The organism is Streptomyces sp. D2-8 (genome assembly GCF_023184515.1).
Classification (GTDB): Bacteria; Actinomycetota; Actinomycetes; order Streptomycetales; family Streptomycetaceae; genus Streptomyces.
The window spans coordinates 22644-45438 of record NZ_JAAHBP010000036.1 but is presented as its reverse complement, the minus strand read 5'-3'; the positions used below and the strand labels follow the sequence as shown (position 1 = coordinate 45438).

The 22795-nt window shown below is 69.8% G+C and carries 19 protein-coding genes and 3 pseudogenes; 7 read left to right on the top strand and 15 right to left on the bottom strand.

What is annotated here, in order from left to right:
• Together G3I77_RS39090 and G3I77_RS39085 are read left to right on the top strand one after the other, a co-directional pair.
• Positions 1-407: DNA-directed RNA polymerase subunit alpha C-terminal domain-containing protein (locus G3I77_RS39090; RefSeq protein WP_282574466.1), on the top strand; the 407-nt coding region annotated here is incomplete at its 5' end.
• A gap of 325 nt (positions 408-732) precedes the next feature.
• A pseudogene (locus tag G3I77_RS39085) lies at positions 733-855 on the top strand (YhjD/YihY/BrkB family envelope integrity protein); the annotation flags it as partial.
• A gap of 313 nt (positions 856-1168) precedes the next feature.
• Here the strand turns inward: G3I77_RS39085 and G3I77_RS39080 are convergent.
• The gene (locus tag G3I77_RS39080; protein ID WP_248511881.1) at positions 1169-1960 is read right to left on the bottom strand and encodes a hypothetical protein; all 792 of its coding nucleotides are present in this window, start codon (positions 1958-1960) and stop codon (positions 1169-1171) included.
• Positions 1957-2577, bottom strand: a complete 621-nt coding sequence (locus tag G3I77_RS39075) for an ABC transporter ATP-binding protein (protein WP_248511880.1) — start codon at positions 2575-2577, stop codon at positions 1957-1959. The genes G3I77_RS39080 and G3I77_RS39075 overlap by 4 nt, the downstream gene beginning before the upstream one ends.
• A 336-nt stretch (positions 2578-2913) precedes the next feature.
• Here G3I77_RS39075 and G3I77_RS39070 point away from each other — a divergent pair, with 336 nt between their 5' ends.
• On the top strand, positions 2914-4137 hold the full coding sequence (locus G3I77_RS39070; protein WP_248511879.1) for an NAD(P)/FAD-dependent oxidoreductase: 1224 nt from the start codon (positions 2914-2916) through the stop codon (positions 4135-4137).
• Positions 4138-4264: 127 nt separating this feature from the next.
• On the opposite strand, the pseudogene G3I77_RS39065 reads toward G3I77_RS39070, so the two are convergent.
• The 3 genes and pseudogenes from G3I77_RS39065 to G3I77_RS39055 form a co-directional block, all read right to left on the bottom strand.
• Positions 4265-4587: pseudogene (locus G3I77_RS39065) on the bottom strand (hemolysin III family protein); the annotation flags it as partial.
• Between the two features lie 159 nt (positions 4588-4746).
• Positions 4747-4950: a cold-shock protein gene (locus G3I77_RS39060; RefSeq protein ID WP_031104458.1), complete on the bottom strand. Its 204-nt coding sequence runs from the start codon at positions 4948-4950 to the stop codon at positions 4747-4749.
• Between the two features lie 245 nt (positions 4951-5195).
• On the bottom strand, positions 5196-5534 hold the full coding sequence (locus tag G3I77_RS39055) for a MerR family transcriptional regulator (protein WP_248511877.1): 339 nt from the start codon (positions 5532-5534) through the stop codon (positions 5196-5198).
• A 536-nt stretch (positions 5535-6070) separates the two neighbouring features.
• Here G3I77_RS39055 and G3I77_RS41365 point away from each other — a divergent pair.
• Positions 6071-6326: pseudogene (locus tag G3I77_RS41365) on the top strand (ATP-binding protein); the annotation flags it as partial.
• A gap of 199 nt (positions 6327-6525) precedes the next feature.
• On the opposite strand, the gene G3I77_RS39050 reads toward G3I77_RS41365, so the two are convergent.
• The 4 genes from G3I77_RS39050 to G3I77_RS39035 all read right to left on the bottom strand — a co-directional run bounded on the left by G3I77_RS39050 (position 6526) and on the right by G3I77_RS39035 (position 9372).
• Positions 6526-6834, bottom strand: a complete 309-nt coding sequence (locus G3I77_RS39050) for an SCO5918 family protein (RefSeq protein ID WP_248511875.1) — start codon at positions 6832-6834, stop codon at positions 6526-6528.
• A 50-nt stretch (positions 6835-6884) separates the two neighbouring features.
• Positions 6885-7289, bottom strand: a complete 405-nt coding sequence (locus tag G3I77_RS39045) for a CBS domain-containing protein (RefSeq protein ID WP_248511873.1) — start codon at positions 7287-7289, stop codon at positions 6885-6887.
• A 45-nt stretch (positions 7290-7334) separates the two neighbouring features.
• On the bottom strand, positions 7335-8825 hold the full coding sequence (locus G3I77_RS39040; protein WP_248511872.1) for a DEAD/DEAH box helicase: 1491 nt from the start codon (positions 8823-8825) through the stop codon (positions 7335-7337).
• A gap of 343 nt (positions 8826-9168) precedes the next feature.
• Positions 9169-9372: a cold-shock protein gene (locus G3I77_RS39035; protein ID WP_003973099.1), complete on the bottom strand. Its 204-nt coding sequence runs from the start codon at positions 9370-9372 to the stop codon at positions 9169-9171.
• A gap of 878 nt (positions 9373-10250) precedes the next feature.
• On the opposite strand from G3I77_RS39035, the gene G3I77_RS39030 reads away from it, so the two are divergent.
• Positions 10251-10730 (top strand): RICIN domain-containing protein, encoded by a 480-nt coding sequence (locus G3I77_RS39030; RefSeq protein ID WP_248511870.1) that lies wholly within the window; start codon positions 10251-10253, stop codon positions 10728-10730.
• A 559-nt stretch (positions 10731-11289) separates the two neighbouring features.
• On the top strand, positions 11290-13029 hold the full coding sequence (locus G3I77_RS39020; RefSeq protein ID WP_248511868.1) for a GAF domain-containing protein: 1740 nt from the start codon (positions 11290-11292) through the stop codon (positions 13027-13029).
• A gap of 150 nt (positions 13030-13179) precedes the next feature.
• Here G3I77_RS39020 and narI read toward each other — a convergent pair whose 3' ends face one another.
• From narI to G3I77_RS38990, 6 genes are all read right to left on the bottom strand, one after another.
• Positions 13180-13950: a respiratory nitrate reductase subunit gamma gene (gene narI / locus G3I77_RS39015; protein ID WP_248511864.1), complete on the bottom strand. Its 771-nt coding sequence runs from the start codon at positions 13948-13950 to the stop codon at positions 13180-13182.
• A complete protein-coding gene (gene narJ / locus G3I77_RS39010) occupies positions 13947-14609 on the bottom strand; it encodes a nitrate reductase molybdenum cofactor assembly chaperone (RefSeq protein WP_248511863.1) in 663 nt (220 codons plus the stop codon). Before narJ ends, narI begins: the two co-directional genes overlap by 4 nt.
• Complete coding sequence (narH, locus tag G3I77_RS39005; RefSeq protein WP_248511862.1) at positions 14606-16318, bottom strand: nitrate reductase subunit beta; 1713 nt, start codon at positions 16316-16318, stop codon at positions 14606-14608. The genes narJ and narH overlap by 4 nt, the downstream gene beginning before the upstream one ends.
• The gene (locus tag G3I77_RS39000) at positions 16318-20001 is read right to left on the bottom strand and encodes a nitrate reductase subunit alpha (protein WP_248511887.1); all 3684 of its coding nucleotides are present in this window, start codon (positions 19999-20001) and stop codon (positions 16318-16320) included. The genes narH and G3I77_RS39000 overlap by 1 nt, the downstream gene beginning before the upstream one ends.
• A gap of 223 nt (positions 20002-20224) precedes the next feature.
• Positions 20225-20701: a hemerythrin domain-containing protein gene (locus G3I77_RS38995; protein WP_248511861.1), complete on the bottom strand. Its 477-nt coding sequence runs from the start codon at positions 20699-20701 to the stop codon at positions 20225-20227.
• Positions 20702-20747: 46 nt separating this feature from the next.
• Positions 20748-22031 (bottom strand): MFS transporter, encoded by a 1284-nt coding sequence (locus tag G3I77_RS38990; RefSeq protein WP_248511860.1) that lies wholly within the window; start codon positions 22029-22031, stop codon positions 20748-20750.
• Between the two features lie 322 nt (positions 22032-22353).
• On the opposite strand from G3I77_RS38990, the gene G3I77_RS38985 reads away from it, so the two are divergent.
• Complete coding sequence (locus G3I77_RS38985; RefSeq protein ID WP_248511859.1) at positions 22354-22776, top strand: pyridoxamine 5'-phosphate oxidase family protein; 423 nt, start codon at positions 22354-22356, stop codon at positions 22774-22776.
• Positions 22777-22795 lie beyond the last annotated feature (19 nt).

Genomic DNA, 22795 nt, shown 5'->3' with positions numbered 1-22795 from the left:
CGCGTGACGCCATGGCGTCGGCCGGCAAGACCCTGGTCGAGCTGTTCGGTCTGGCCCGCGAGCTCAACATCGACGCCGAGGGCATCGACATGGGCCCGTCCCCCACGGACGCCGCCCTGGCCGCCGACCTCGCCCTGCCGATCGAGGAGCTCGAACTCACCGTTCGGTCGTACAACTGCCTCAAGCGCGAGGGCGTCCACTCCGTGGGCGAACTCCTCGCGCGCTCCGAGGCCGACCTTATGGACATCCGCAACTTCGGTGCGAAGTCCATCGACGAGGTCAAGGCGAAGCTGGCCGGCCTGGGCTTGGGCCTCAAGGACAGCCCGCCCGGATTCGACCCGACCGCCGCCGCACTCGGTGCGGACGACGACTCGGACGGGGGTTTCGGGGAGACCGGGCAATACTGAACCCTGCGCTGCGCCGGTCAGAGACACCTCGCGCACAGGGACAGGAGAATCTCCACGCTCTGTTCACCGCGCGGTGCCATGGGGCCGCGGCCCCCGCGGCCGTCCCGCCTTCCCAAGCAGGTCGGGTAACCCGGCACGTGTGCCGGGTTCTGCCGCACCGCGGTGCTGGATGGTGGCCCGAGGCCGAAGAGTGAGAACATCGGCGTCATGGATGACGCAGACGGTCACACGGCTCGGTGGTGGGTGGCATTGCGCCGGACGCGGCCGCTGCGCTCATCATCGCCACGGCACTCGTCCTGAGCTCTCTGCTTCTGACGTCGCCCCTCGCGTGCACGGTTCACTGGCAGGCGTCGTGGTGTTCCTGGTCTGGCTGTGGCTCTCCAATCTGTCCCTCCTGATCGGCGCTCAGTTCAACGCAGAGCTGACGAAGCCTGCGCACGGGGAATGAGCCGGTCTTCTCGTACCTGCGGCTGACCGCCCGTACCCTTGGGGCCGGTTCGCCGCGGCCGCGTGGACAGTGGCGGCCTCTGGACTCGCGTGGCGCGCCGTCCGCCGCTGGTCGTGGAGGGCACCGTGCCCCTCCACGACCAGCACCGACAGCCCGGAGAACACCGTGCCGACGAGGGAGTTGACATCCATCACAAGATCATGATCCAGGACGGCTACCCGGGGTCACCACCGGCTACAGGCCAGAGCCGTTGATCGGACAGCCCCTGTGTCAGCAACCAGGGCCCTGGAGGAAGACCAAGCCCTCACCGTGATCACCCTGCCTGGACTCTCGACCTGCGTGGCCACGGGGAGCGGGAAGGGCGGTGGCTGTGGAGGACGAGCAGCGCCAGGGCGCCGGTCGCTGCGGACCAGGTGAGGGAGAGCAGGCCGTGGGACCAGGGGATGTGTGGGGTGAGGGCTGAGCTCAGCGCCAGCTGGTTCACGCCGTACAGAGGAAGCGCGGATACGCCTGCCACATCCATGAGTGTGTTGAAGACGGGGTTCTGCAGGCCGGTGTCGACCAGGCTGAGCATGATGATGAGGAAGAAGCCCTCCAGCTCGCCGCGGACCAGAGAGCCGAGCAGAAGGCCAATGCCACCGTAGGCGAGGCCGGCGCCGGCAAGGGCCAGTCCCAGGGAGCCCGCGTGGCGTACGGGCAGGGAGATCCACAGCAGGATCGTGGTGTAGAAGGCCAGCAGGGCGGCGGTGAGGGCGACGGCAGCGAGTTTGGCCAGCAGCATCGGAAGCCGGGGGTAGCCGGCCAGCAGCAGACGGCGGTCCACCTGCCGGGACTGAAAGGTCTCCGTGAAGGTGATGAAGCCGGTGACCAGGGTGACGGCGCCCAGCGCGCTGGCCACCTGAGCCACTTGGCTGGCGCGGGTGAAGACTGGGGCGCTGATGGCGTCCAGCCAGATGCGCACCACTTCGTCGGAGGTGCACAGGCGTGCCACGGCGATCCAGACCGGGATGAACACGACCGCCAGAACCAGGGCCAGCCGGTTGCGCAGGTGGCCCAGCAGAGTGCAGCGCAGCAGTTCGGTGAATGCCGTCCAGGAGAGCCTCAACGGTCGGTCTCCTCGAAGTACAGACGCCCCTGGCGCAGATGAGCGATCGCGTCGAAGTGGTGCAGGTCGTGCAGCAGGTGCGAAACCACGATGATCGACCGATCTTGATCACGCAGGTCGGCGGCCAGGGTCCAGAACCTCTGATGGGTGTCCCAGTCGAAGCCCTGGTAGGGCTCGTCCAGGACCAGCAACTGCGGATCGTGCATAAGAGCGATCAGCAGGTTCAGCTTCTGTCGCGTTCCACCACTGAGCTCGCCGACCCGCTGTCGCCGGCAACCGGTCAGCGCCAGCAGATCCATCAGCTCGTCGACGCGCTCCAGCGTCGGCAGCCGGTAGGCCATCTGGAACAACCGCAGATGCTGGCCGACGGTGAACGCAGCGTTCAGGACCGCTCGCTGCGGGCAGTACCCCACGGTGCCGGTCCGTGTCACCGTTCCGCGGTCAGGCGCAAGGTGCCCTACGGCGATTTGCAGCAGCGTGCTCTTTCCCACCCCGTTCTCGCCGACGACTCCTACCAGCGTCCCGGCGGGCACATCAAGGTCGACGTCGCGCAGGACCTGCTTGCCGCCGTATGCCTTGCGGACCCCGCTGATCCGCAGTCGTGGCCGGTGGTGCACCGTTACTGCCTGCACATGAGCCCCTCAGAAGATCGGATAGGCACAGCGAGCCGGCCCCGAAGGACAAGCCCGCCGCGGTGGCCGGGGCCGCGCGGGCCATGCCTACCGGCTCGTCCGGCTCCTCGCCGATCAACTGCGCCTGGCCCGGACGGCCCGGCCTTGGGCGGACTGACTCGCCTGCGCGGGGTGGCGCTGATACCCGGTCTCAACGAATCCGCACCGTCGGTGTAACGGCAGTCAGCGCTGTTCCGGTGACATGTCGGCATCGCCGCGGCACAGGCTCTGTGCCTGCCCGTTGAGCGTGACGTGAGCCGCGGTCCGCCGTTGTAGGAGGCGATGCCCCCGACACCACAGCGAGACTTCAGCGCTCCCACGATCGTGATCGGAGCCGGTCCCCACGGCCTGGCGGTCGCCGCGCTACTGAGCCGCTCCGGCGAGCCGACCGTGATCCTCGAACGGTCGGACCGTGTGGGAGCGAGCTGGGCGCAGCGCTATGACCATCTACGCCTGCACACCACCCACGGCGCCTCGAAACTCCCTGGCCTGTCGGTGCCGCGCCAGGCGGGCCCGTGGGTGAGCCGGGACGACTACGTGCGATACATGGAGCGTTACGTCGCCCATCACCGGCTCGACGTCCGGGTGGCCACCCCTGTGCAGCGCATCGAACAGGCCGAGCCCGGTTCGGGAGCGCAGTGGCTGGCCCATACCCCCGACGGCCCGGTGCCCACTGGTGCGGTCGTGGTGGCCACCGGCCGCTGCCATAGCCCGAACATCCCCCCCTGGCCCGGGCGTTCGACCTTCACCGGCACCCTGCTGCACTCGGCCCACTACCGCTCTCCCGCCCCCTACCGCGGGCAGCACGTCCTGGTGGTCGGCGCCGGCAACAGCGGTACCGAGATCGCCGCCGTCCTGGCCGGGGCCGCACGGGTACGGATCTCAGTCCGTACCCCACCCAACATCCTGCCCCGCTCCAGCGCCCGATGGCATGCAGTCGGCCGGCTGACGGAGGCCCTCCCGCTCGCGTGGCGCGACCGCACCTCCCTGCTCACACAACGTCTCGCGGTGCCCGACCTGACCTCGCGAGGATTGCCGCGGCCCCGCACGGGCCTGTACACCCGCAATGCCCGCGAAGGGGTCAACCCGGTGCTCGACCACGGCTTCGTGGACGCCGTCCGGTCCGGGCGGGTCGAGCCGGTCGCGGCCGTCCAGGCGTTCGACGGCCCCGACGTGGTACTGGCCGACGGCGCCCGACTGCGACCCGACACGGTCATCGCAGCCACCGGGTACCGGCCCTGCCTGAACGACCTGGTCGGGCACCTGGGCGTACTCGACGAGGCCGGGCAGCCCCTCGCCGCAGGGGCACGGACCCATCCCGAAGCCCCGCGCCTGTACTTCGCCGGATACACCAATCCCCTCACGGGTGTTCTTCGCCAGGCGGGCATCGAGGCGCGCGCCATCGCCCACGCGTTCCGACGTGAGACGGCGCGGGCACCCCTTCTCACCCCCCGAGGTGGCGACCCCACAGCCGACACACCTCAGAGAGGGCACGCTCCGAGCTGACGGATCCTCGGAGGCTTGGCCTTTCAGCGGCGTCCCCTGCGGGGCGAATGGATGCCGCGGTGGCGGTTGAAGGCAGGCGTGGACGCTTCGGCGGAGCGCATTGAGCGGGCATGGATGAGCCGGCGAGGGCTCCGACCCACCGGACCCGGAACGCGATGCCGGCCAATGCTCCCGTCCAGACAGTCCACAGCAGCACGGACCGCTGGTCCGGCGGGAGGAGGAGCACGGCCAGGGGGGTACAGGTGCCGGCGATGATCAGGAAGATGTTGGCGTGGTCGAGGCGTCGCAGAAGAGCCTCGCCGAGCGGTCCCCGGGTGCCGCGGTGGAGATGGCGCTGGTCGCGAACAGCAGCCAGGCGGTGGCCGCATACACGGAGCAAGCCAGGGCCGCCTGCGGTGTACGGGCCAGGCAGATGAGCACGACGCCTGCGATCGGTGCAGCAGGGACCATCCCGGGATGGAGCCAGCCACGCAGCCTCGGCTCCGGGCCGAAGTCGCACCGGCCCGGGGGCCTCCACAGATCAGGGGCCGCGCAGCCGTTGCTGCGCGGCCCCTGATCCTGCCGGCCCGGCACGAGAACAGGCGCCTTCGTCCGGGTGGGTCTGCGAGGTCAGGCCACGTTGATGTTCTCGGCCTGCGGACCCTTCTGGCCCTGGGTGACGTCGAACGTCACGGCCTGGCCCTCCTGGAGCTCGCGAAAGCCTGTGGAGTTGATCGCGGAGTAGTGCGCGAAGACATCCGGGCCGCCGCCGTCCTGGGCGATGAAGCCGAAGCCCTTCTCCGCGTTGAACCACTTCACAGTTCCCGTAGCCATGTCACATGCCTTCCAGTCGATGAACGCCTCCCACTCGATGTGGCAGACGGAGGTGATCGCCCTGGTCCCTGCGGCACAGCACAGCAAAACGCCCACACCGAAGGCGCGGGGCAAGAGGGAAGTCCGAACCACGACAGCTGACCCAAACGCTACACGCCCACACACCGCGTCACCATAGGAAATGATCACACCGCACACCGAGACCGCGCGTGCGGTTCCCGCCGACGCTGACCGGCACGCTCATCTCATGCTGCTGCCGTCGGGTTCGCCGATTCGGCGGCGCGGCGGTATTCGGCGTTGAGGCGCTGGGCTTCCTCGAGCTGGTCTTCAAGGATGACGATCCGACAGGCGGCCTCGATGGGGGTCCCCTGGTCGACGAGTTCCCGGGCGCGCGCGGCGATACGCAGCTGGTAGCGGGAGTAGCGGCGGTGTCCGCCGGCGGAGCGCAGCGGGGTGATGAGGCGGGCTTCGCCGATGGCACGGAGGAAGCCCTGTGTGGTGCCGAGCATCTCGGCGGCCCGGCCCATGGTGTAGGCGGGATAGTCGTCGTCATCGAGACGGCCGAACGTGTCGTCTGCTGTCATCGCACCTCTCTGCGGAACGCGTGGAGGGGCCCTGGCACCGTACTGGCACCAGGGCCCCGAAGGAACTACTACACCATCTGCCGGCCCTGATACTGCACCGGCCATCTGTTTCCGCAGACCCGACCGAGACGCCGTCGGGGGCACGGGGATCGCGGTTGCTCGACCGTTCGGCAGCCAGCCCCGTCACCCGGTCCGGTCGTCAGTCCCGTCGCCGTCCTGCAACCGCTCTCCGTGCACTCGACGATGAGGTAGTCCGTCTCGACCAGTCTGCGTCGACCGGTCCATGGATGGTTCAAGCAGCTTCGGGGCTCAGTCCGGCGCGCAGGGATTTCGCGCAGCGCGGCACGTAGGGCTGAGCGTGACGTCGCCGACTGCGCCGCGCCTACCGCGGCGGGCGCCAACACTGCGTCTCGTGGAGAACTCCACCGGCCGGGACGGACGTTTCCAGCCGTGACGCCCCTCAGGTCGGCCGCTGACGAGCGTGGCAGGAGGCCCCGCGCCGCCCTCGACGATCCCGGGGCGATCGAGCGGCCGGCTTCGAAGGTTTGCAGCAGCCGGCCTTGGCCCGTGACGCGGCGGACAGGGTGGTCTTGGTCGTGTCCGAGCTCGTCACCAATGCCCTGCACCACGGCGGGCCCGCTGCACACTGGAACTGACTGCGCACCCCATACCTGAAGGGCGGTAACCGGGGGCTTCGGTCGGCCCATGGTCACCGGCCTCGCCCACGCCACGGCGGTCACCCGCCGCCGGGCCTCCGGCGGCGAGACCGTGAGCGCCTTCCTTGCCCGGTAGCGTCACCGCTCAGGCAGCAGGACGGCCGGCGGATATGGTCCGCCTCATGTCGCAGCCTGACGAGTTGCTCGCTGACGTCGGCGCCCCGGTGGAGTCCGACGCCCACGAAGAAGGACAGGCCGCCCACGCGTCTGCACGTCCGTGTCGCCCGGATCCTGCAGAGCACGCACGCAGTGTGGGCCCGTGTCTGTTTACCCGGTCAGACCGTGACGGGGGTGCCGAGCAGCGAGGAGGCATGCTGCATCGGGCTGAGGATGCCCAGGGGCGCTGCCTTGGGGACGGCGCGGCAGGTGAAGCCGAGCTGAGCCATGGCCCGCAGGACTTCGGCGGCGCTGAAGTCACGGCGGTCCTGCCGCGTGATGACCTGGCCGACCTGTTTGACGGGGTAGTGACGGCGGCCGATGATCACCGATTCGCCGGTGACCGGTTCGGGCTTGATGCCCTTCATCGATTCCAGCACGCCGCCCTTGGTGAGTTCGAAGGGGAAGCGGGCGATGACGCAGCGCATGTGGCCTCACAGAGAGAAGGGAAGAACGGTCCGACCAGGGGTGAGGTGTTTCAGCGGGAGAGGGCGAGGATGCCCAGGGCGCTGCCTTGCTCGTCGACCACCGGCAGGACACCGAGCCGACGGGTGCGCATCGCGTGCTCGGCTTCGGCCATCGTGGTCACGGGTGAGGCGAACGAACCGTGGTCGCCGAGGATGTCGCGCAGGCGGACACGGTCCGTGTAGTCGGAGCTGTCGCGGACGGCGGCTAGTTCGGTACGGGTGACCAGGCCGGTGCACTGGCCATCCTGGTCGCAGACGACCAGTCGGCCCGTGCGGGCGGCGGCCATGACGGCCAGCGCCACCTCGACGCTCATGTCGTCACAGACCTGCGGTCCGGTCGCGTCCATGACCTCCGCCGCCGTCCTGTGCACGGGGTTGGCGTCCGCCGGGCGGGGCTGCGTCTGAATCAGCGTCAAGGGTGCCTCCTGCAGAGATGGGCCGGCTTCCTGATCACGAAGGTCCTAGGCCACCGCGCCGAAGCCGGACTGGCGTACGGGGGTGCGCCTGGTCGCGGAGGCGGGGCGGCGGCGGCCTCGGGAGGTGGCGCTGCGCCTGGGGCGTTCGGCCACCGGTGCGGTGATGACGACCGGGATGCCGGACGGGGCCTGAGCTCCGGTGATCCGGCTCAGGGCCTCGTCGCCCGAGCGGACCTGGGTGGTCTGCGGCCGGATTCCGGCGTCCGACATCAGACGGACCATGCCTCGTCGCTGGTTCGGCGTGACCAGGGTGACGACGCTGCCGGACTCGCCGGCACGAGCGGTACGGCCGCCGCGGTGGAGGTAGTCCTTGTGGTCGGTCGGCGGATCGACGTTGACGACCAGGTCGAGGTTGTCGACGTGGATGCCGCGCGCCGCGACGTTGGTCGCCACCAGCACGGTGACGTGCCCCGTCTTGAACTGCGCCAGCGTGCGGGTGCGCTGCGGCTGCGACTTGCCGCCGTGCAGCGCGGCGGCCCGCACCCCGCTGTTGAGCAGGTCCTGGGTCAGCCGGTCGACGGCGTGCTTCGTGTCCAAGAACATGATCACGCGGCCGTCGCGGGCGGCGATCTCGGTCGTGGCGGCGTGCTTGTCGGCGCCGTGGACGTGCAGGACGTGGTGCTCCATCGTCGTGACCGCACCGGCCGACGGGTCGACCGAATGCACGACGGGGTCGGTCAGATAGCGGCGCACCAGCAGGTCGACGTTTCGGTCCAGGGTGGCGGAGAACAGCATTCGCTGCCCCTCGGGGCGGACCTGGTCGAGCAGCGCGGTGACCTGGGGCATGAAGCCCATGTCGGCCATCTGGTCGGCTTCGTCCAGCACGGTGATGCCCACGTCGTTCAGCCGGCATTCGCCGCGGTCGATGAGGTCCTTGAGCCGGCCCGGGGTCGCAACGACGACCTCGGCTCCGCCGCGCAGCGCGCTGGCCTGCCGGCCGATCGACATGCCGCCCACCACGGTGGCCAGCCGCAGCCGCACGGAGCGGGCGTACGGGGTCAGCGCGTCGGTCACCTGCTGTGCCAGCTCACGCGTGGGTACGAGGATCAGCCCCAGCGGCTGGCGGGGCTCGGCACGCTGTCCGGCGGTGCGGGCGAGCAGGGCGAGGCCGAAGGCCAGGGTCTTGCCGGAACCGGTGCGGCCGCGGCCCAGAACGTCACGGCCCGCCAGGGAGTTCGGTAGCGTCGCGGCCTGGATCGGGAACGGTGCGGTCACCCCCTGCCTGCCGAGTTCGGCCAAGAGCTGCTCGGGCATGTCGAGCTCGGCGAAGCCCTCGACGGCCGACAGTGCGGGGGTGATCGTCCTGGGCAGCGCGAACTCACCCTGCACTGCGGCGGGCCGACGGCCGTAACCGCCGGAGCGGACGGGCCCGCCGGCACGACGCGGTGCCTGCGAGCCGTAGCCGCCGCCCCTTCCGGCGTCGGCACGGCCGTCACGGGAGCGGGCGGGGCGGTCGTTCGTGTACGTGCGGTTCATGCGGAACCTTCCTCGAGGTGGCACATATCAAGGAATTCCCGCTGCGATGAATGGCATGGAGAATTACAGGTATGGACCGGTGGAAAAGAAAGCAGATCTGACCGGCGGATACATCCGTGGGCGCAAGTGCTGAAATGGGTGACGCGATGGGACCTTGCGATCCGGGCGCCGGCTGCGGTGTAGCGCTTCAGGATGCGTCTGCGTCCTGAGGGAGGAACCGCTTGTGGTCGTACTGCGGATTCCTCCGGGTCGGCCCGCGGGTGAAAGCCGCTGCGGGATACGCGTGCAGCTGGGGCCCGCACCCCGAAGGATGCGGGCCCCAGCTGCGGATTGCGCGTGAGCGTCAGGCCGGAACGATGTTTTCGGCCGTCGGGCCCTTCTGGCCCTGCGCGATGTCGAAGTTCACCTTCTGGCCCTCGAGCAGCTCACGGAAGCCCTGCGCGGCAATGTTCGAGTAGTGGGCGAACACGTCGGCGCCGCCACCGTCCTGCTCGATGAAGCCGAAACCCTTTTCCGCGTTGAACCACTTCACGGTACCAGCAGCCATGTCATATCTCCTTTGGGGCAGTGCATCGGCGTCCGCACTGCGCGGACGCCGTGTCGCCGCGATGATTACCCCGCCCGGAGATGACCGGAAATACAAGGGTGCTCCCGACCGGAAGAAACCTGGTGGGGGCACTTGAAGTTTCGGGAACCACAACTGCAACTGAGATAGACAGTAGCACGCTGGAGCGGCCCGTGCGCGTTGGATAATTCCACTCTGCTCGTCGCAGCAAAAACTCCCACTGCGTGGTCCGTCAAACTCTGATCTCTCGGGCACAGATATTGGTTCACTCGAAGTGCAACGTCTCATGAAGAGCGGCCAACGGCACCGGGGCTCCCAAGGGGGCGCGACGACGTACGCGGCTATCCGTAGGACGCCTCTTCGAAGGGGCCCAGCAAGTGGCATTCGGCGTCGCTGGACGATCGTGTGCACCGTCGCTACGAATGCAGCGCCGAACGCTTCCTCGCGTCCGGGTCCGCGTCCTGCGGTACCCGCACGTTCGACTTGCGAGCTGGTATCGGGAATCCCCCCATGCCGCCGCGGCCTCTCACACCGGAGCGACGGGGAAACGGAATAAGACAGTGGGCTCGTCGGGAAGGCTGTCATCTTCTCGTTCTTGCAGCTCCCGCCTGCCGCGTGGCGTCCACCCTGCCCGTTCGAATGTAGCGGTGCCCTGCCACATCGTTGCGCCGCCTGCGGGACATGTGGGTGACGCTCGGTCAGCCGGCTCGACTAGCTCCGTTCATCGGTTCGAGATCTCCCGGACAAGCTCTGACCTCGGTAAACGACCGGTTGGCCACGCTGTGGAGCTGCAACCGGCTCTTTACGCTGAGTCTCATGGGCGCCCCCTGAAGAAACTCTCGAGGCTGAGGAGCACTGACATGAGCGACCTCGTACTGCTCGCGGGCGGATCGGTGACGATGACCCACCACGTCACCGGCACCTACTTCATGTGCAACGACTGGCACGACGGTGTCGGCAACCACACCCAGACCTGGGCACAGGACCCGTTCGCCAAGGACAACAACTCGCACCGATGGTTCCTGCGGCAGAACTCCGACGGCACCGTGCGCATCGAGTCGTACGCCAACCACCGCTGCCTCACCGCGGGGGCCAACCCGCCCGACATCGTGACTCTTCGAGAAAGCACGGACAGCCTCAACCAGCACTGGCGGCTGGTCTCCCACGCAGAGCGCGGCAATGACTTCTACATGGTCTCGGTCGTGCACCCGCGCTACGCCCTCGCCATCGCCGACCACCTCCAGGGCAACGACCGACTGGTGGGCCTGACCCGCATGTGGGGCGGACCGAACCTCTCCCAGCTGTGGCGGATCTACCCCTCGTCAGAGGACCAGGGATGAACCCGGACGAGCACGCGCACCGCCCCATCGCGGGGAGTGACACCTGAAGCGTGCCGGTCGAACAGCAGGTGACCGCCAGGCGCCGGCCGGAACGGCGACGCAACGGCGGTCACCCGCAGCCGGGTGTCACCAGCCCACGCCTCAACGAGATGGCTGAGACCTACGCGTTCACTCTGGCGCACGAACCAGCGCCACTAATCAACCGTGAGGCCGCGCGACGAGCAGCCGTCCAATACCGCGTCCTTGCGCTTCGTCGGCGACGAAGCGCAAGTCGAGCTCTGGTGGAGCGAGGACGAGCGAGTAGAACACGCAGGTATCACGAGCTGGGCGGACCCTCCCTCTCGGATCCGGCATTGCCGGAACCCTCGGGGTCCAGGTACGAGTCCTCCGGCGTGCTGTGGTTGCCGCAGCGTCCGCGCCGTCCACCGGTGCATCGTTCACACACGTCAAAGGGCCATAGGATCTGAGGCGGACATCAAACACAGGCGTTCGGGTGCCGACAGGGCCGTTCGGGCATGATGAGGAGGTGCCAACGGCACCTTTTCCGGAGGGAGCGGGAATGGCGGAGAGTCCAGCACAGGGGCGCAGGGGCGGCCCGGCGGCGCCCCAGTTGCGGCTGGATGAGTTGCTGGAGGGCCTGCAGGCGCAGGTGGAGCAGGTCCGCGCGGCCCGGGACCGGGTGCACACGCTGTTGGACGCGGTTCTCACCATCGGCACTGATCTGGATCTCGACGTGGTGCTGCGGCGGATCACCGAGTCCGCGGTCACCCTGGTGGACGCCCAGTACGGGGCCCTCGGCGTGGTGGGCGAGGAAGGAAAGATCCGGCAGTTCATCACGGTCGGCATGGACGAGGACACCATCCGTGACATCGGCCACTATCCCGAGGGCCAGGGCATCCTGGGGCTCCTGATCAAGGAGCCGGAGCCGCTGCGCCTGGCCAACCTGGGCCGCCACCCCGACTCGGTCGGCTTCCCCGCGGGGCATCCGCCGATGACCACCTTCCTGGGCGCGCCCGTGCGCGTGCGCGACCAGGTTTTCGGGAACCTGTACCTGACCGACAAGCGCGGCGGGTCGGAGTTCGACGACGATGACGAGGCGGTGCTGCGTACGCTGGCGGCCGCGGCCGGTGTGGCCATCGACAACGCTCGCCTGTACGAGGGTTCCCGGCGCCGGGAGCAGTGGCTGGCGGCGAGCAGCGAACTGACCCGCAGCCTGCTGTCGGGCACCGACCCGGACCGGGTTCTGCAGCAGGTCGCCGCCACGGTCAGAACGCTGTCCGGCGCCGACCTGGTGACGCTGGCGGTACGGTTCGACGGCGGCGAAGAACTGGTGATCGAGGCCGCCGACGGCGAGGGCGCCGAGCGGGTGCGAGGACTGGTCCTGCCGGCCACCGCACTGGCCGCGAAGGTCTACCACTCCAACGAGCGGATCACCAGCAGTGCGCTGTCCGCCGAGCCGCAGGCCGGTGGCGGCTCAGCGGCACAGCTCGGCCTGGGGCCGGGGTTCCTGCTCCCGCTGGGCGGTGGCGAGAACGTGCGCGGGGTCCTGCAGGTCGCCAACCTCCCCGGCGGCACGGAGTTCTCCGACGCCACCATGGCCATGATCGACAGCTTCGCCGACCAGGCCGCACTCGCCCTGGAGATCGCCGAGCACCGGCGCGAGGCCGAGCACCTCATGGTCCTGACCGACCGCGACCGCATCGCCCGCGACCTGCACGACCTGGCCATCCAACGGCTGTTCGCCTCCGGACTGACCCTCAATTCCGTACTCGGCCGGATTTCCGACCGACCCGAGGTGGCCGAGCGCGTCCAGCGTGTGGTCGACGACCTCGACGACACCATCAAGACCGTACGGGGCACGATCTACGCGCTGCACGAGCGCGACCGCTCCGACGGCCGCGGCGGGCTGCGGGCAAGGCTTCTGGCCGAGACCGACCAGGCCGCCGCCATGCTCGGCTTCACTCCCGCCCTGCGCATGACCGGCCTGCTCGACACCGACGTGCCCGCGGACCGTGCCGAGCACCTGCTCGCCGTGCTGCGCGAGACGCTCTCCAACGCCGCCCGGCACGCGCACGCCACCGCCGTCGAGGTCACCGCCGAGACGGATGGTCGGCGGCTCCACCTGCGCGTGGCCGACAACGGCGGCGGCATCGACCCGGCCGTCACCCGGCGCAGCGGCCTGGACAACCTCCGTCGGCGCGCCGCCGACCTCGGTGGCGGCTTCACGCTCACGCCGAACGAACCCACCGGCACCATCGCGGAATGGACCGTGCCTCTCCCCACGCAGACGGACGCCTGAGCCCCGGGGCGGGGGCGGGAGTGCCGTTCGGCCCAACGACGAGGGCTGGTTGCCTCGCGCCTGGTCCTGGCGATTGCCGCATCTGACGTACCGCCACGGTCAACCCCGACTGTCAGCGCCGGCGCATCACTCGTGTCCCGGCCTGGCTGTTCATGGCCCCACGCGGTCCCAGCCACGGCGCGGCGCGCGGGCGCCGAGTCGGGTGTCGCGACTGCGGTAGACGATGTAGGGGCGGGTCAGGTAGCCGAGCGGTGCGGTGAGCATGTGGACGAGTCGGGTGAAGGGCCAGGCCGCGAACAGCAGGAGGGCGCTGATCGCGTGGAGTTGGAAGAGCACCGGGGCTTCGGTCATCAGGGCGGGGTCGGGCTGGAGGTAGAAGATGGAGCGGAACCAGGGGGAGATGGTTTCGCGGTAGTCGTATCCCCCGCCGACGATGTTCGCGGCCACGGTGGCGGCCAGTCCGAGCACGATGGTCACCGTCAGGGAGACGTACATGGCCTTGTCGTTGCGGGTGGTGGCGGAGAAGACGGGGCCGACGGTACGGCGCCGGTAGATCAGGATGGCCAGCCCACCGAGCGTGGCGACGCCCGCGATGGTGCCGAGCACGACCGCGCCGACGTGATACGTGTGCTCGCTGACCCCGACCGCCTCGGTCCAGCTCTTGGGGATGACCAGGCCTCCGATGTGGCCGATCAGGACCACCAGGATGCCGAAGTGGAACAGCGGGCTGCCGATGCGCAGCAGTCGGCGTTCGTAGAGCTGGGAGGAGCGGGTGGTCCAGCCGAACTTGTCGTAGCGATAGCGCCAGATGTGGCCGAGGACGAACACCGCGAGCACGACGTAGGGCAGCACGACCCACAGCAGGATGCCGCCGGTGCCTGCCTCCGCCGCCAGGGGGACATGCTGGGCGGGTGCGCTCATCGGGGGCCTCCTACGACGGGGTCGGGCAGGAACACGGGGGCCGCGTACGGGTCGAGGCCGACCTGTTCCTCGGGCGGGCCCTGAGCGGCCAGGCGCATGACGGCTTCGCGGTCGTCGCCGGCGAGGGTGGGCAGGGTGGCGGAGACGGAGTCCAGGACGTGGGCCCAGGGCGAGCCGTCGTCGTTCAGGGCGAGCCGCAGGAGTTCCAGGCCGGCGCGGTGTTCGGTGAGCAGGTGCGCCCCGGTGGCGGGGTCGGTGGCGGCGAACTCGAGGACGACGGCCAGGTGGTCGGGCAGTTCGTCGTCGCCCAGGCGCCATCCGGCCGCCGCGTAGGTCTGCTTCAGCCGCAGCAGGCCGATGCCGCGCTTTCTGGTGTCGCCGTGCGCGTAGTACGTCAGGTAGAGGCAGCAGCGTTTGCGGTGGTCGAAGGTGGCCACATAGGTGGCTGCCAGGTCCGCAGGGGCGGTCTGCTCGGCGTGGGCGGTGAAGCGGAGCAGGGGGCGGGCGACCGGGTCCGGCAGGGTGGCGGCGACCCGACCGGCCAGGGCCAGGCGCTGCTCGAACTCCTCGTCGGGATAGGCGAGCAACAGGGACTGGGTCTGCCAGGCGGCAGGGCGCCAGGTCTCCGATCGAGCCGTGCGTGTGTTCTTCCTTTTCATGACTTCGGCTCGACCTCCCCACCGCCGCCGCCAGAGGATGTCCTGTCCGGGAACAGGCCGGGCGGGGACCCCTTGCCGTCCCAGTTGAGGAGGTTGACGCGGGTGCCCTTGTCGGTGGGCGTGGCCGGAGTCTCGGCGGTCTGCCGGTCACGCAGGGCCTGGAAGTTCTCCACCGCGATCGGCGCGGCACCGCCGGAAGTCTCACCGAAGGGGCCCGAGCCGCCCATGCCTGGCCCGCCCTCGTAGTCCAGGCTGCACTCGGTCGCCAACTCCTCCAGCTTGTGGGCCTGTTCGGCGTGGGCCGGCGGGATGACGTACCGCTCGTCGTACTTGGCCAGGGCCAGCAGCCGATACATGTCGTACATCTGCTCTTCGTCCATGCCCACGGCCTGCGGGATCGCGGCATCGGGCTCGCGGCCGAGGTTGATGTCGCGCATGTACGCCCGCATCGCCGCCAGCCGGCGCAGGACCGCGTCAACCGGTGCCGGGTCGCCCGCGGTGAACAGCTGGGCGAGGTAGTCGACGGGGATGCGCAGGGACTCGACGGCCGCGAACAGGTTGTGGTGATCCTCGGCGTCGCGGCCGGTGTCACGTACGGCGTCGACCATCGGCGACAGCGGCGGGATGTACCAGACCATGGGCATCGTCCGGTACTCCGGGTGCAGCGGCAGGGCCACCTCATAGGTGTTGATCAGGGAGTGGACCGGGGAGCGCTGGGCGGCCTCGATCCAGTCGCGGGGGATGCCCGCCTTCTCGGCTGCGGCGATGACCTGAGGGTCGTGCGGGTCGAGGAAGACCTGCCGCTGGGCCTCGTACAGGCCGGTGTCGTCGGGTGTGGAGGCGGCTTCGAGGACGCGGTCGGCGTCGTAGAGGACGAGGCCGATGTAGCGCAGCCGGCCGACACAGGTCTCGGAGCATACGGTGGGCAGGCCGACCTCGACGCGGGGGAAGCAGAAGGTGCACTTCTCGGCCTTGCCGGTGCGGTGGTTGAAGTACACCTTCTTGTACGGGCATCCCGTGACGCACATCCGCCAGCCGCGGCAGCGGTCCTGGTCGACCAGGACGATGCCGTCCTCCTCGCGCTTGTAGATCGCGCCGGAGGGGCAGGAGGCCGCGCAGGACGGGTTGAGGCAGTGCTCGCAGATCCGCGGCAGATAGAACATGAAGGTCTGCTCGAACTCGAACTTGATCTTCTCGGAGACCTCGTTCAGCAGGACGTCCTGCTCGCTGGTCGCTGCCGAGCCGCCGAGGTCGTCGTCCCAGTTCGCCGACCAGGTGATCTTCATGTCCTTGCCCGAGATCAGGGACTTGGGGCGGGCGACGGGGGTGTGCTCCTGCAGCGGGGCGTTGGTCAGGGTCTCGTAGTCGTAAGTCCAGGGCTCGTAGTAGTCGTCGAGAGACGGCAGCTTGGGGTTGGAGAAGATCTGGATCAGCTTCTTGAACCGCCCGCCCGCCTTCAGCGCGAGGCGGCCCTTCTTGTTGAGTTCCCAGCCGCCCTTCCAGGTGTCCTGGTCCTCGTAGCGGCGGGGGTAGCCCTGACCGGGGCGGGTCTCGACGTTGTTGAACCAGACGTACTCGACGCCGGTGCGGTTGGTCCACGCCTGCTTGCAGGTGACCGAGCAGGTGTGGCAGCCGATGCACTTGTCGAGGTTCATCACCATCGCCATCTGGGCCATCACGCGTCCGATGGTGGCTTCGCCACGGGGCATCAGTACGTCACCTCCTGGTTCGTGCGGCGGCGGATGACGGTGACCTCGTCGCGCTGGTTGCCGGTCGGGCCGAGGTAGTTGAAGGCGTAGGAGAGCTGGGCGTAGCCGCCGATGAGGTGGCTGGGTTTGATCAGCAGGCGGGTCAGGGAGTTGTGGATGCCGCCGCGCCGGCCAGTGGTCTCGGTGCGGGGCACGTCGATCAAGCGGTCCTGGGCGTGGTGCATGTAGACGGTGCCCTCGGGCATGCGGTGCGAGACGACCGCGCGGGCGGCGACCACGCCGTTGCGGTTCACCGCCTCCACCCAGTCGTTGTCCTTCACGCCGACCTTGGCCGCGTCCTGCGTGCTCATCCAGATCGTCGGGCCGCCCCGGGACAGCGAGAGCATGAACAGGTTGTCCTGGTACTCGGAGTGGATGGACCACTTGTTGTGCGGTGTCAGGTAGCGCACGGTCACGCCGAGTTCGCCGGTGTCGCCGATCCGAGGCTCGTCGAAGAGGGCGGCCATGTTCAACGGCGGCCGGTAGACGGGTAGTTGCTCGCCGAGTGCGGTCATCCAGTCGTGGTCGAGGTAGAAGTGCTGGCGGCCGGTGAGGGTGTGCCAGGGCTTGAGGCGCTCGACGTTGACGGTGAACGGCGAGTAGCGGCGACCGCCGGTCTCCGACCCGGACCACTCCGGGGAGGTGATCACCGGGACGGGGGCGGCCTGGGTGTCGGCGAAGGTGATCTGCTTGCCCTCGTGCTCGGCGGCCAGGTCCGCGAGCTGTGTGCCGGTGCGGGCTTCGAGCGTGTGGAAGCCCTGGGTGGCGAGGTGGCCGTTGGTGGTGCCGGACAGGGCGAGGATCGCTTCGCAGGCGTGCGTGTCGCGGGCGATCGAGGGCCGTCCGTCTGCTGTTCCGCCGCGTACCGTTCCGTTCTTGTGGCGCAGGTACTCCAGCTCACGGCCGACCTTGAAGGTGACGCCCTTGGTGGTGGCGCCCAGGCTGTCGAGCAGGGGGCCGAGGGCGGCCATCTTGTCGGCGACGGCCGCGTAGTCGCGTTCCACCGTCACGAGCTTGGGCATCGTGCGGCCGGGGACCGGCTCGCACTCCCCGGCCTTCCAGTCGAGCACCCGGCCGTGCGGGTTGGCCAGTTCGTCGGGGGTGTCGTGCTGCAGCGGGGCGGCGACCACGTCCTTGCGGACGCCGAGGTGATCGGCGGCCTGGCGGCTGAACTCCTTGGCGATGGTGTGGAAGGCGTCCCAGTCGGTGCGGGTCTGCCAGGGCGGGGCGATGGCCGGGTTGAAGGCGTGCACGAAGGGGTGCATGTCCGTGCTGGACAGGTCGTGTTTCTCGTACCAGGTGGCGGCGGGCAGGACGACGTCGGAGAAGACGGTCGTGCTGGTCATCCGGAAGTCCAGGGTCAGCAGCAGGTCGAGCTTGCCCTCGGGCGCCTCTTCCCGCCACACCACGTCCCGCGGGCGTGCCTCCGGCGGCGCCTCGGTCGCCCGGACCGCATGGTCGGTGCCCAGCAGGTGCTTGAGGAAGTACTCGTTGCCCTTCGCCGACGAACCCAGCAGGTTGGCCCGCCACACGGTCAGCACGCGGGGGTGGTTCTCGGGGGCGTCCGGGTCTTCGCCCGCGAACCGCAGCCGTCCCGCCTTGAGTTCGTCGACGACGTGCTCGGCGACCGGGCGGCCCACGGTGTCGGCCTCGTCGGCGAGGTCGAGGGGGTTGCGGTCGAAGGTGGGGTACGACGGCATCCAGCCCATCCGCGCGGACTGGGCGATGACGTCGGCGGTGGTCTTCCCGGCGAACGGGCCGCCCGCGCCGACCGCCGCGAGGGTGTCGGCGGCGAACGGGTCGTAGCGGAATTGGTCGCTGTGCAGGTACCAGTAGGCGGTCTGGATCATCTGCCGGGCCGGGCGGTTCCAGTCGGCGGCGGTCGCGATCGCCGAGTAGCCGGTGATCGGACGGACCTTCTCCTGGCCGACGTAGTGGGCCCAGCCGCCGCCGTTGACGCCCTGGCAGCCGGTCAGCGTGGTCAGCGTGAGGAACGCGCGGTAGATGGTGTCGGAGTGGAACCAGTGGTTGGTCCCCGCCCCCATGATGATCATCGAACGGCCGCCGGACTCCTCGGCGTTGGCGGCGAACTCCCGGGCGATCCGCGCCGCCTTCCGCGCGTCCACTCCGGTGATCGCCGCCTGCCAGGCAGGCGTGTACGGCTCCTCCACGTCCTCGTACGAGGACGGCCACCGGCCGGGCAGCCCGTCGCGAGCGACCCCGTACTGGGCGAGCAGGAGGTCGTACACCGTGGTCACCAGGCGCCCGGCGACCCGCTGAACCGGTACGCCGCGCCGCAGTCGCGCCGCGCCGCCGTCGGGAGCGTCGAAGCGCGGCAGTTCGACCGCGACCGGCGCCTCGTCGCCGCCCGCGGCGGACAGCAGGGGCTGGGTGTCGCCGAGGTCCAGGTTCCACTTCCCGGCGCCGGACTCGCCGTAGCGGTCGCCGAGTGTGCCGTTCGGCACCACCGGCTGTCGTGTGTCCGCGTCCAACAGCACGGTCCGGAACTCGGCGTGCTCGGCCTCGGCGTGTTCGCCACCGAGATCCGCGGCGGTGAGGAACTTGCCCGGGGTGAAGGTGCCCGGCTCGTCCTCGCTCTCTTCCAGGGCGACCAGGAAGGGCAGGTCGGTGTAGCGCCTGACGTAGTCGGTGAACCGCGGTGTGGCCCGGTCGACGAAGAATTCCTTGAGGATCACGTGCCCCATCGCCATGGCGAGGGCCCCGTCGGTGCCCGGCTGGGCCGCGAGCCACTCGTCGGCGAACTTCACGTTGTCCGCGTAGTCCGGAGAGACGGCGACGACCTTCTGGCCGCGGTAACGGGCCTCCGCCATCCAGTGCGCGTCGGGCGTGCGCGTCACCGGCAGATTGGAGCCCCACATGATCAGATAGCCGGCGTCCCACCAGTCCCCGGACTCCGGTACGTCGGTCTGGTCGCCGAAGACCTGGGGGGATGCGACCGGCAGGTCGGCGTACCAGTCGTAGAACGAGAGCATCGCGCCGCCGAGCAGCGAGTAGAAGCGGGCTCCGGCGGCGTGCGAGACCATCGACATCGCCGGGATCGGCGAGAAGCCGGCCAGTCGGTCCGGGCCGTACTCCTTGGTCGTGTGCACATGTGCGGCGGCGACCATCTCGACCGCCTCGTCCCAGCTCGCCCGCACCAGGCCGCCCTTGCCGCGTGCCCGCTTGTAGCGGCGGGCACGTTCCGGGTCGGACACGATGTCCGCCCAGGCGGCCACCGGGTCGCCGAGGCGGGCCTTGGCCTCGCGGTACATCTGGAGCAGCACGCCGCGCACATACGGGTAGCGCACCCGGGTGGGCGAGTAGGTGTACCAGGAGAAGGCGGCGCCGCGCGGGCAGCCGCGCGGCTCGTACTCGGGGCGGTCCGGGCCGACCGAGGGGTAGTCGGTCTGCTGGGCCTCCCAGGTGATGATGCCGTCCTTGACGTACACCTTCCACGAGCAGGAGCCGGTGCAGTTCACCCCGTGCGTGGAGCGCACCACCTTGTCGTGCGACCAGCGATCCCGGTAGAAATCGTCCGCCTGCCGGCCGCCCTTCCTGTGCAGGGTGCGGAGATCGTCGGAGACTTCCGCCCTGGTGAAGAACCGGCGGCTGCGCACCAGCGCCTCCGCCAATTCGCCGTCCATGGCCGCCTGCGACTGTTCCCGGCTGGTCTCCGTGCTCACCGTGCCACTCCGCCCCGGGCGCCACGCACCCGTTCGAATTGTGATCGGTTCCGGCCGCACACGACTCTACGACCGCCGTCCCCCCGAAGGTCAACAGCCACACCATGACCAACACGTGGCGCTCATTCCGAGCGGGGGCGCGGGATCTGCATGGGGTGCCCCGAGAGGGCGGAGCACGGCCCGGTCAGGCGGCCGGCCGGGACAGGGTGCCGCACGCCTTCGCGCGCACAGCCTCGACCGCTTCCCGCTCATCGGTGCCGAGGTAGGCGAGCGCGGCCGGGAAGAGCCCGTCCTGCTCCTTGAGGATGTGATCGCGCAGCAGGGCGATCGCCTCGATGAGCCGGTCCGGCCAGGTCGGGTCCGAGGGCGTCGCGCCGTCGGCGGCCTCGGCCAGCACCGCCTCGATGCGGCGGTGCTCGGCCTCCAGGGCGGCGATCTGCTCGGGGAAGTCCACTGCCATCGCGGGGAACAGCCCGTGCTCCTCGACCTGCGTGTGCGGGTCGAGCACGGTGGTGATCTCGCGGGCGATCCGAGCCATCCGGGCCACGTCACCGTCCTGGCGGGCGGGGCGAAGGTGGCTGATCAGGCGGACGACCTCGTCGTGCTCACGGGTCAGCTCGTCGATCGACGCCAGCGACTGGCAGCCGCAGTACTCGCACACCGGTCTGCTCCCTGCTTTCGTCGCTGTCGTTCTGTGCCGCTCGCCCTTACGCGGTGGTGCCGGCGGTGCGGTGCCCTCGCCGACCGCCGGTGCGCGGCTTCCTCTCGCCGCCTCCGGCCGCCGCGCGGACACCGGTGAGGGTGAAGGCCAGCGCCGCGGCGGCCACGATCGCGAGCAGGACGAGACCGATCGCGTACGACTCGTAGGCTCCGTACAGCGAGCCCATCACCAGCGGCGGCAGGAAGCCGCCCAGTCCGCCCGCGGCGCCGACCACGCCGGTGACGGAGCCGACCTGGTTGGCCGGGGTGCGCAGGGCCACCAGGGCGAAGGTCGCCCCGCTGCCCGCGCCGAGCGCGGCGGCCATGGCCAGGAACGCGATGGTGCCCACCGGCGCCAGGGCGGGGGTGAACGATTGCGCGACCGCCCCGGCCACGACCACGGCCAGCGAGCCGGCCAGCACCCGGACCGGGCCGATCCGGTCGGACAGCCAGCCGCCGATCGGGCGCATCGCCACCGCGAGGAGTACGAACCCGGCCATGCGGTTCGCGGCGTCGGCCTGGGTCAGGCCGTAGCCGGTCTTGAGGTAGGTGGGCAGGTAGACCGAGAAGGCGACGTAGCCGCCGAACGCGACCGCGTACAGCGCGGATGCCTGCCAGGTGATGGGCAGCCGGACGGTGGCGGCCAGTCGGCGGGCCAAGGGCTCGGTCGGCGCGGTGCGGCCGGGCGCGTCACGCAGCAGCAGCGCGGCGGCCACGGCATACACGGCCAGGACCGCGGCGGTGATCAGGAACGGAGTGGACATGCTGTTCGCGTCGACCAGCTTCACCGTGGTCAGGGCGCTGATCGCGGTGCCGCCCATGCCGGCGCCGAAGACGCCGATGGCAAGACCGCGCCGCTCGGGCGGGAACCAGGCGCTGACGAGCGGCACACCGACGGCGAAAGCAGTGCCGCCGATGCCGAGGAAGAACCCGCCGACCAGCAGGGCGGCGAGGGAGGAGTGCCCGGCCAGACCGAGGTAGAGCACCGGCACGATGGTGGCCGCCGACACGATCGGGAACATGACCCGGCCGCCGAACCGGTCGGTCAGCGCGCCGACCGGGATCCGGCCCAGTGAGCCGACCACGACCGGCACCGCCACCAGCAGCGACTGCTCGAACGACGACAGGTCGAGGCCGTCCTTGAACCGCGGGCCGAGCGGGCTGAGCAGCGCCCAAGCCCAGAAGTTCACAGCGAAACCGACCGTTGCCAGGGCCAGTATCAGCCACGCCCGGCCGGACACCGACCCGGCTGACGGTGAGCTGCCGCTCTTCGACTCCAACGGCTGGACCATGTTGTCCGTCCCCTTTCCACTTCATGGGTGGTACTGCGCCACCGGGATCGCACGCGCACCGCGGGCCCCTTGCCCGCAGAACGGCGTCACGTCACCACTGTCCGGATCAGGACGCACCGCGGGCATGGGCCATCAGTCCCTACCGACGGACAGACGGTCCTCGGGTTCGGACCCGGCCGTCCCTCCACACAGCCCCCTGAACCGCCATGCCCGAGCGGCACCCGCGACACAACGGCTGCGATCGGCCGTCCCCGCGGGAGCCGGGAGGGGATAGGGCCAGTCGGCCCTACCCCCTCCCGGCTCCCGCGGGGACGATGGACTGATGTCCCAGAACGACGCCTTTCGCTCACTCGACCGGCAGGAGTGCCTGCGGCTGCTCGCCCAGGTGCCGGTCGGCCGCGTGGTCTACACCAGGCAGGCACTGCCCGCGGTCCTCCCCATCAACTACTCCCTGGACACGGACGCCTCCGTCCTGGTGTGCACCTCGCCGGACTCGGACCTCGTACATGCCATCGCCGGCGCCGTGGTCGCCTTCGAAGCGGACGAGTTCGACGGGGCGACCCGGTCCGGCTGGAGCGTGGTCGTCACGGGCCGGGCCACCGTGGTGACCGACCCCGCCGAGCACGAGCGGCTGTCCCAGGACGGCCCCACGACGTGGATGCCCCTGAAAGACGCCGTGTTCGTACGGATCGAATCCGAGATGGTCACGGGCCGGGAGCTCAACGGGGCGCGCGGCACTCCGTGAGGCGCAGCAGAGGGGCCGG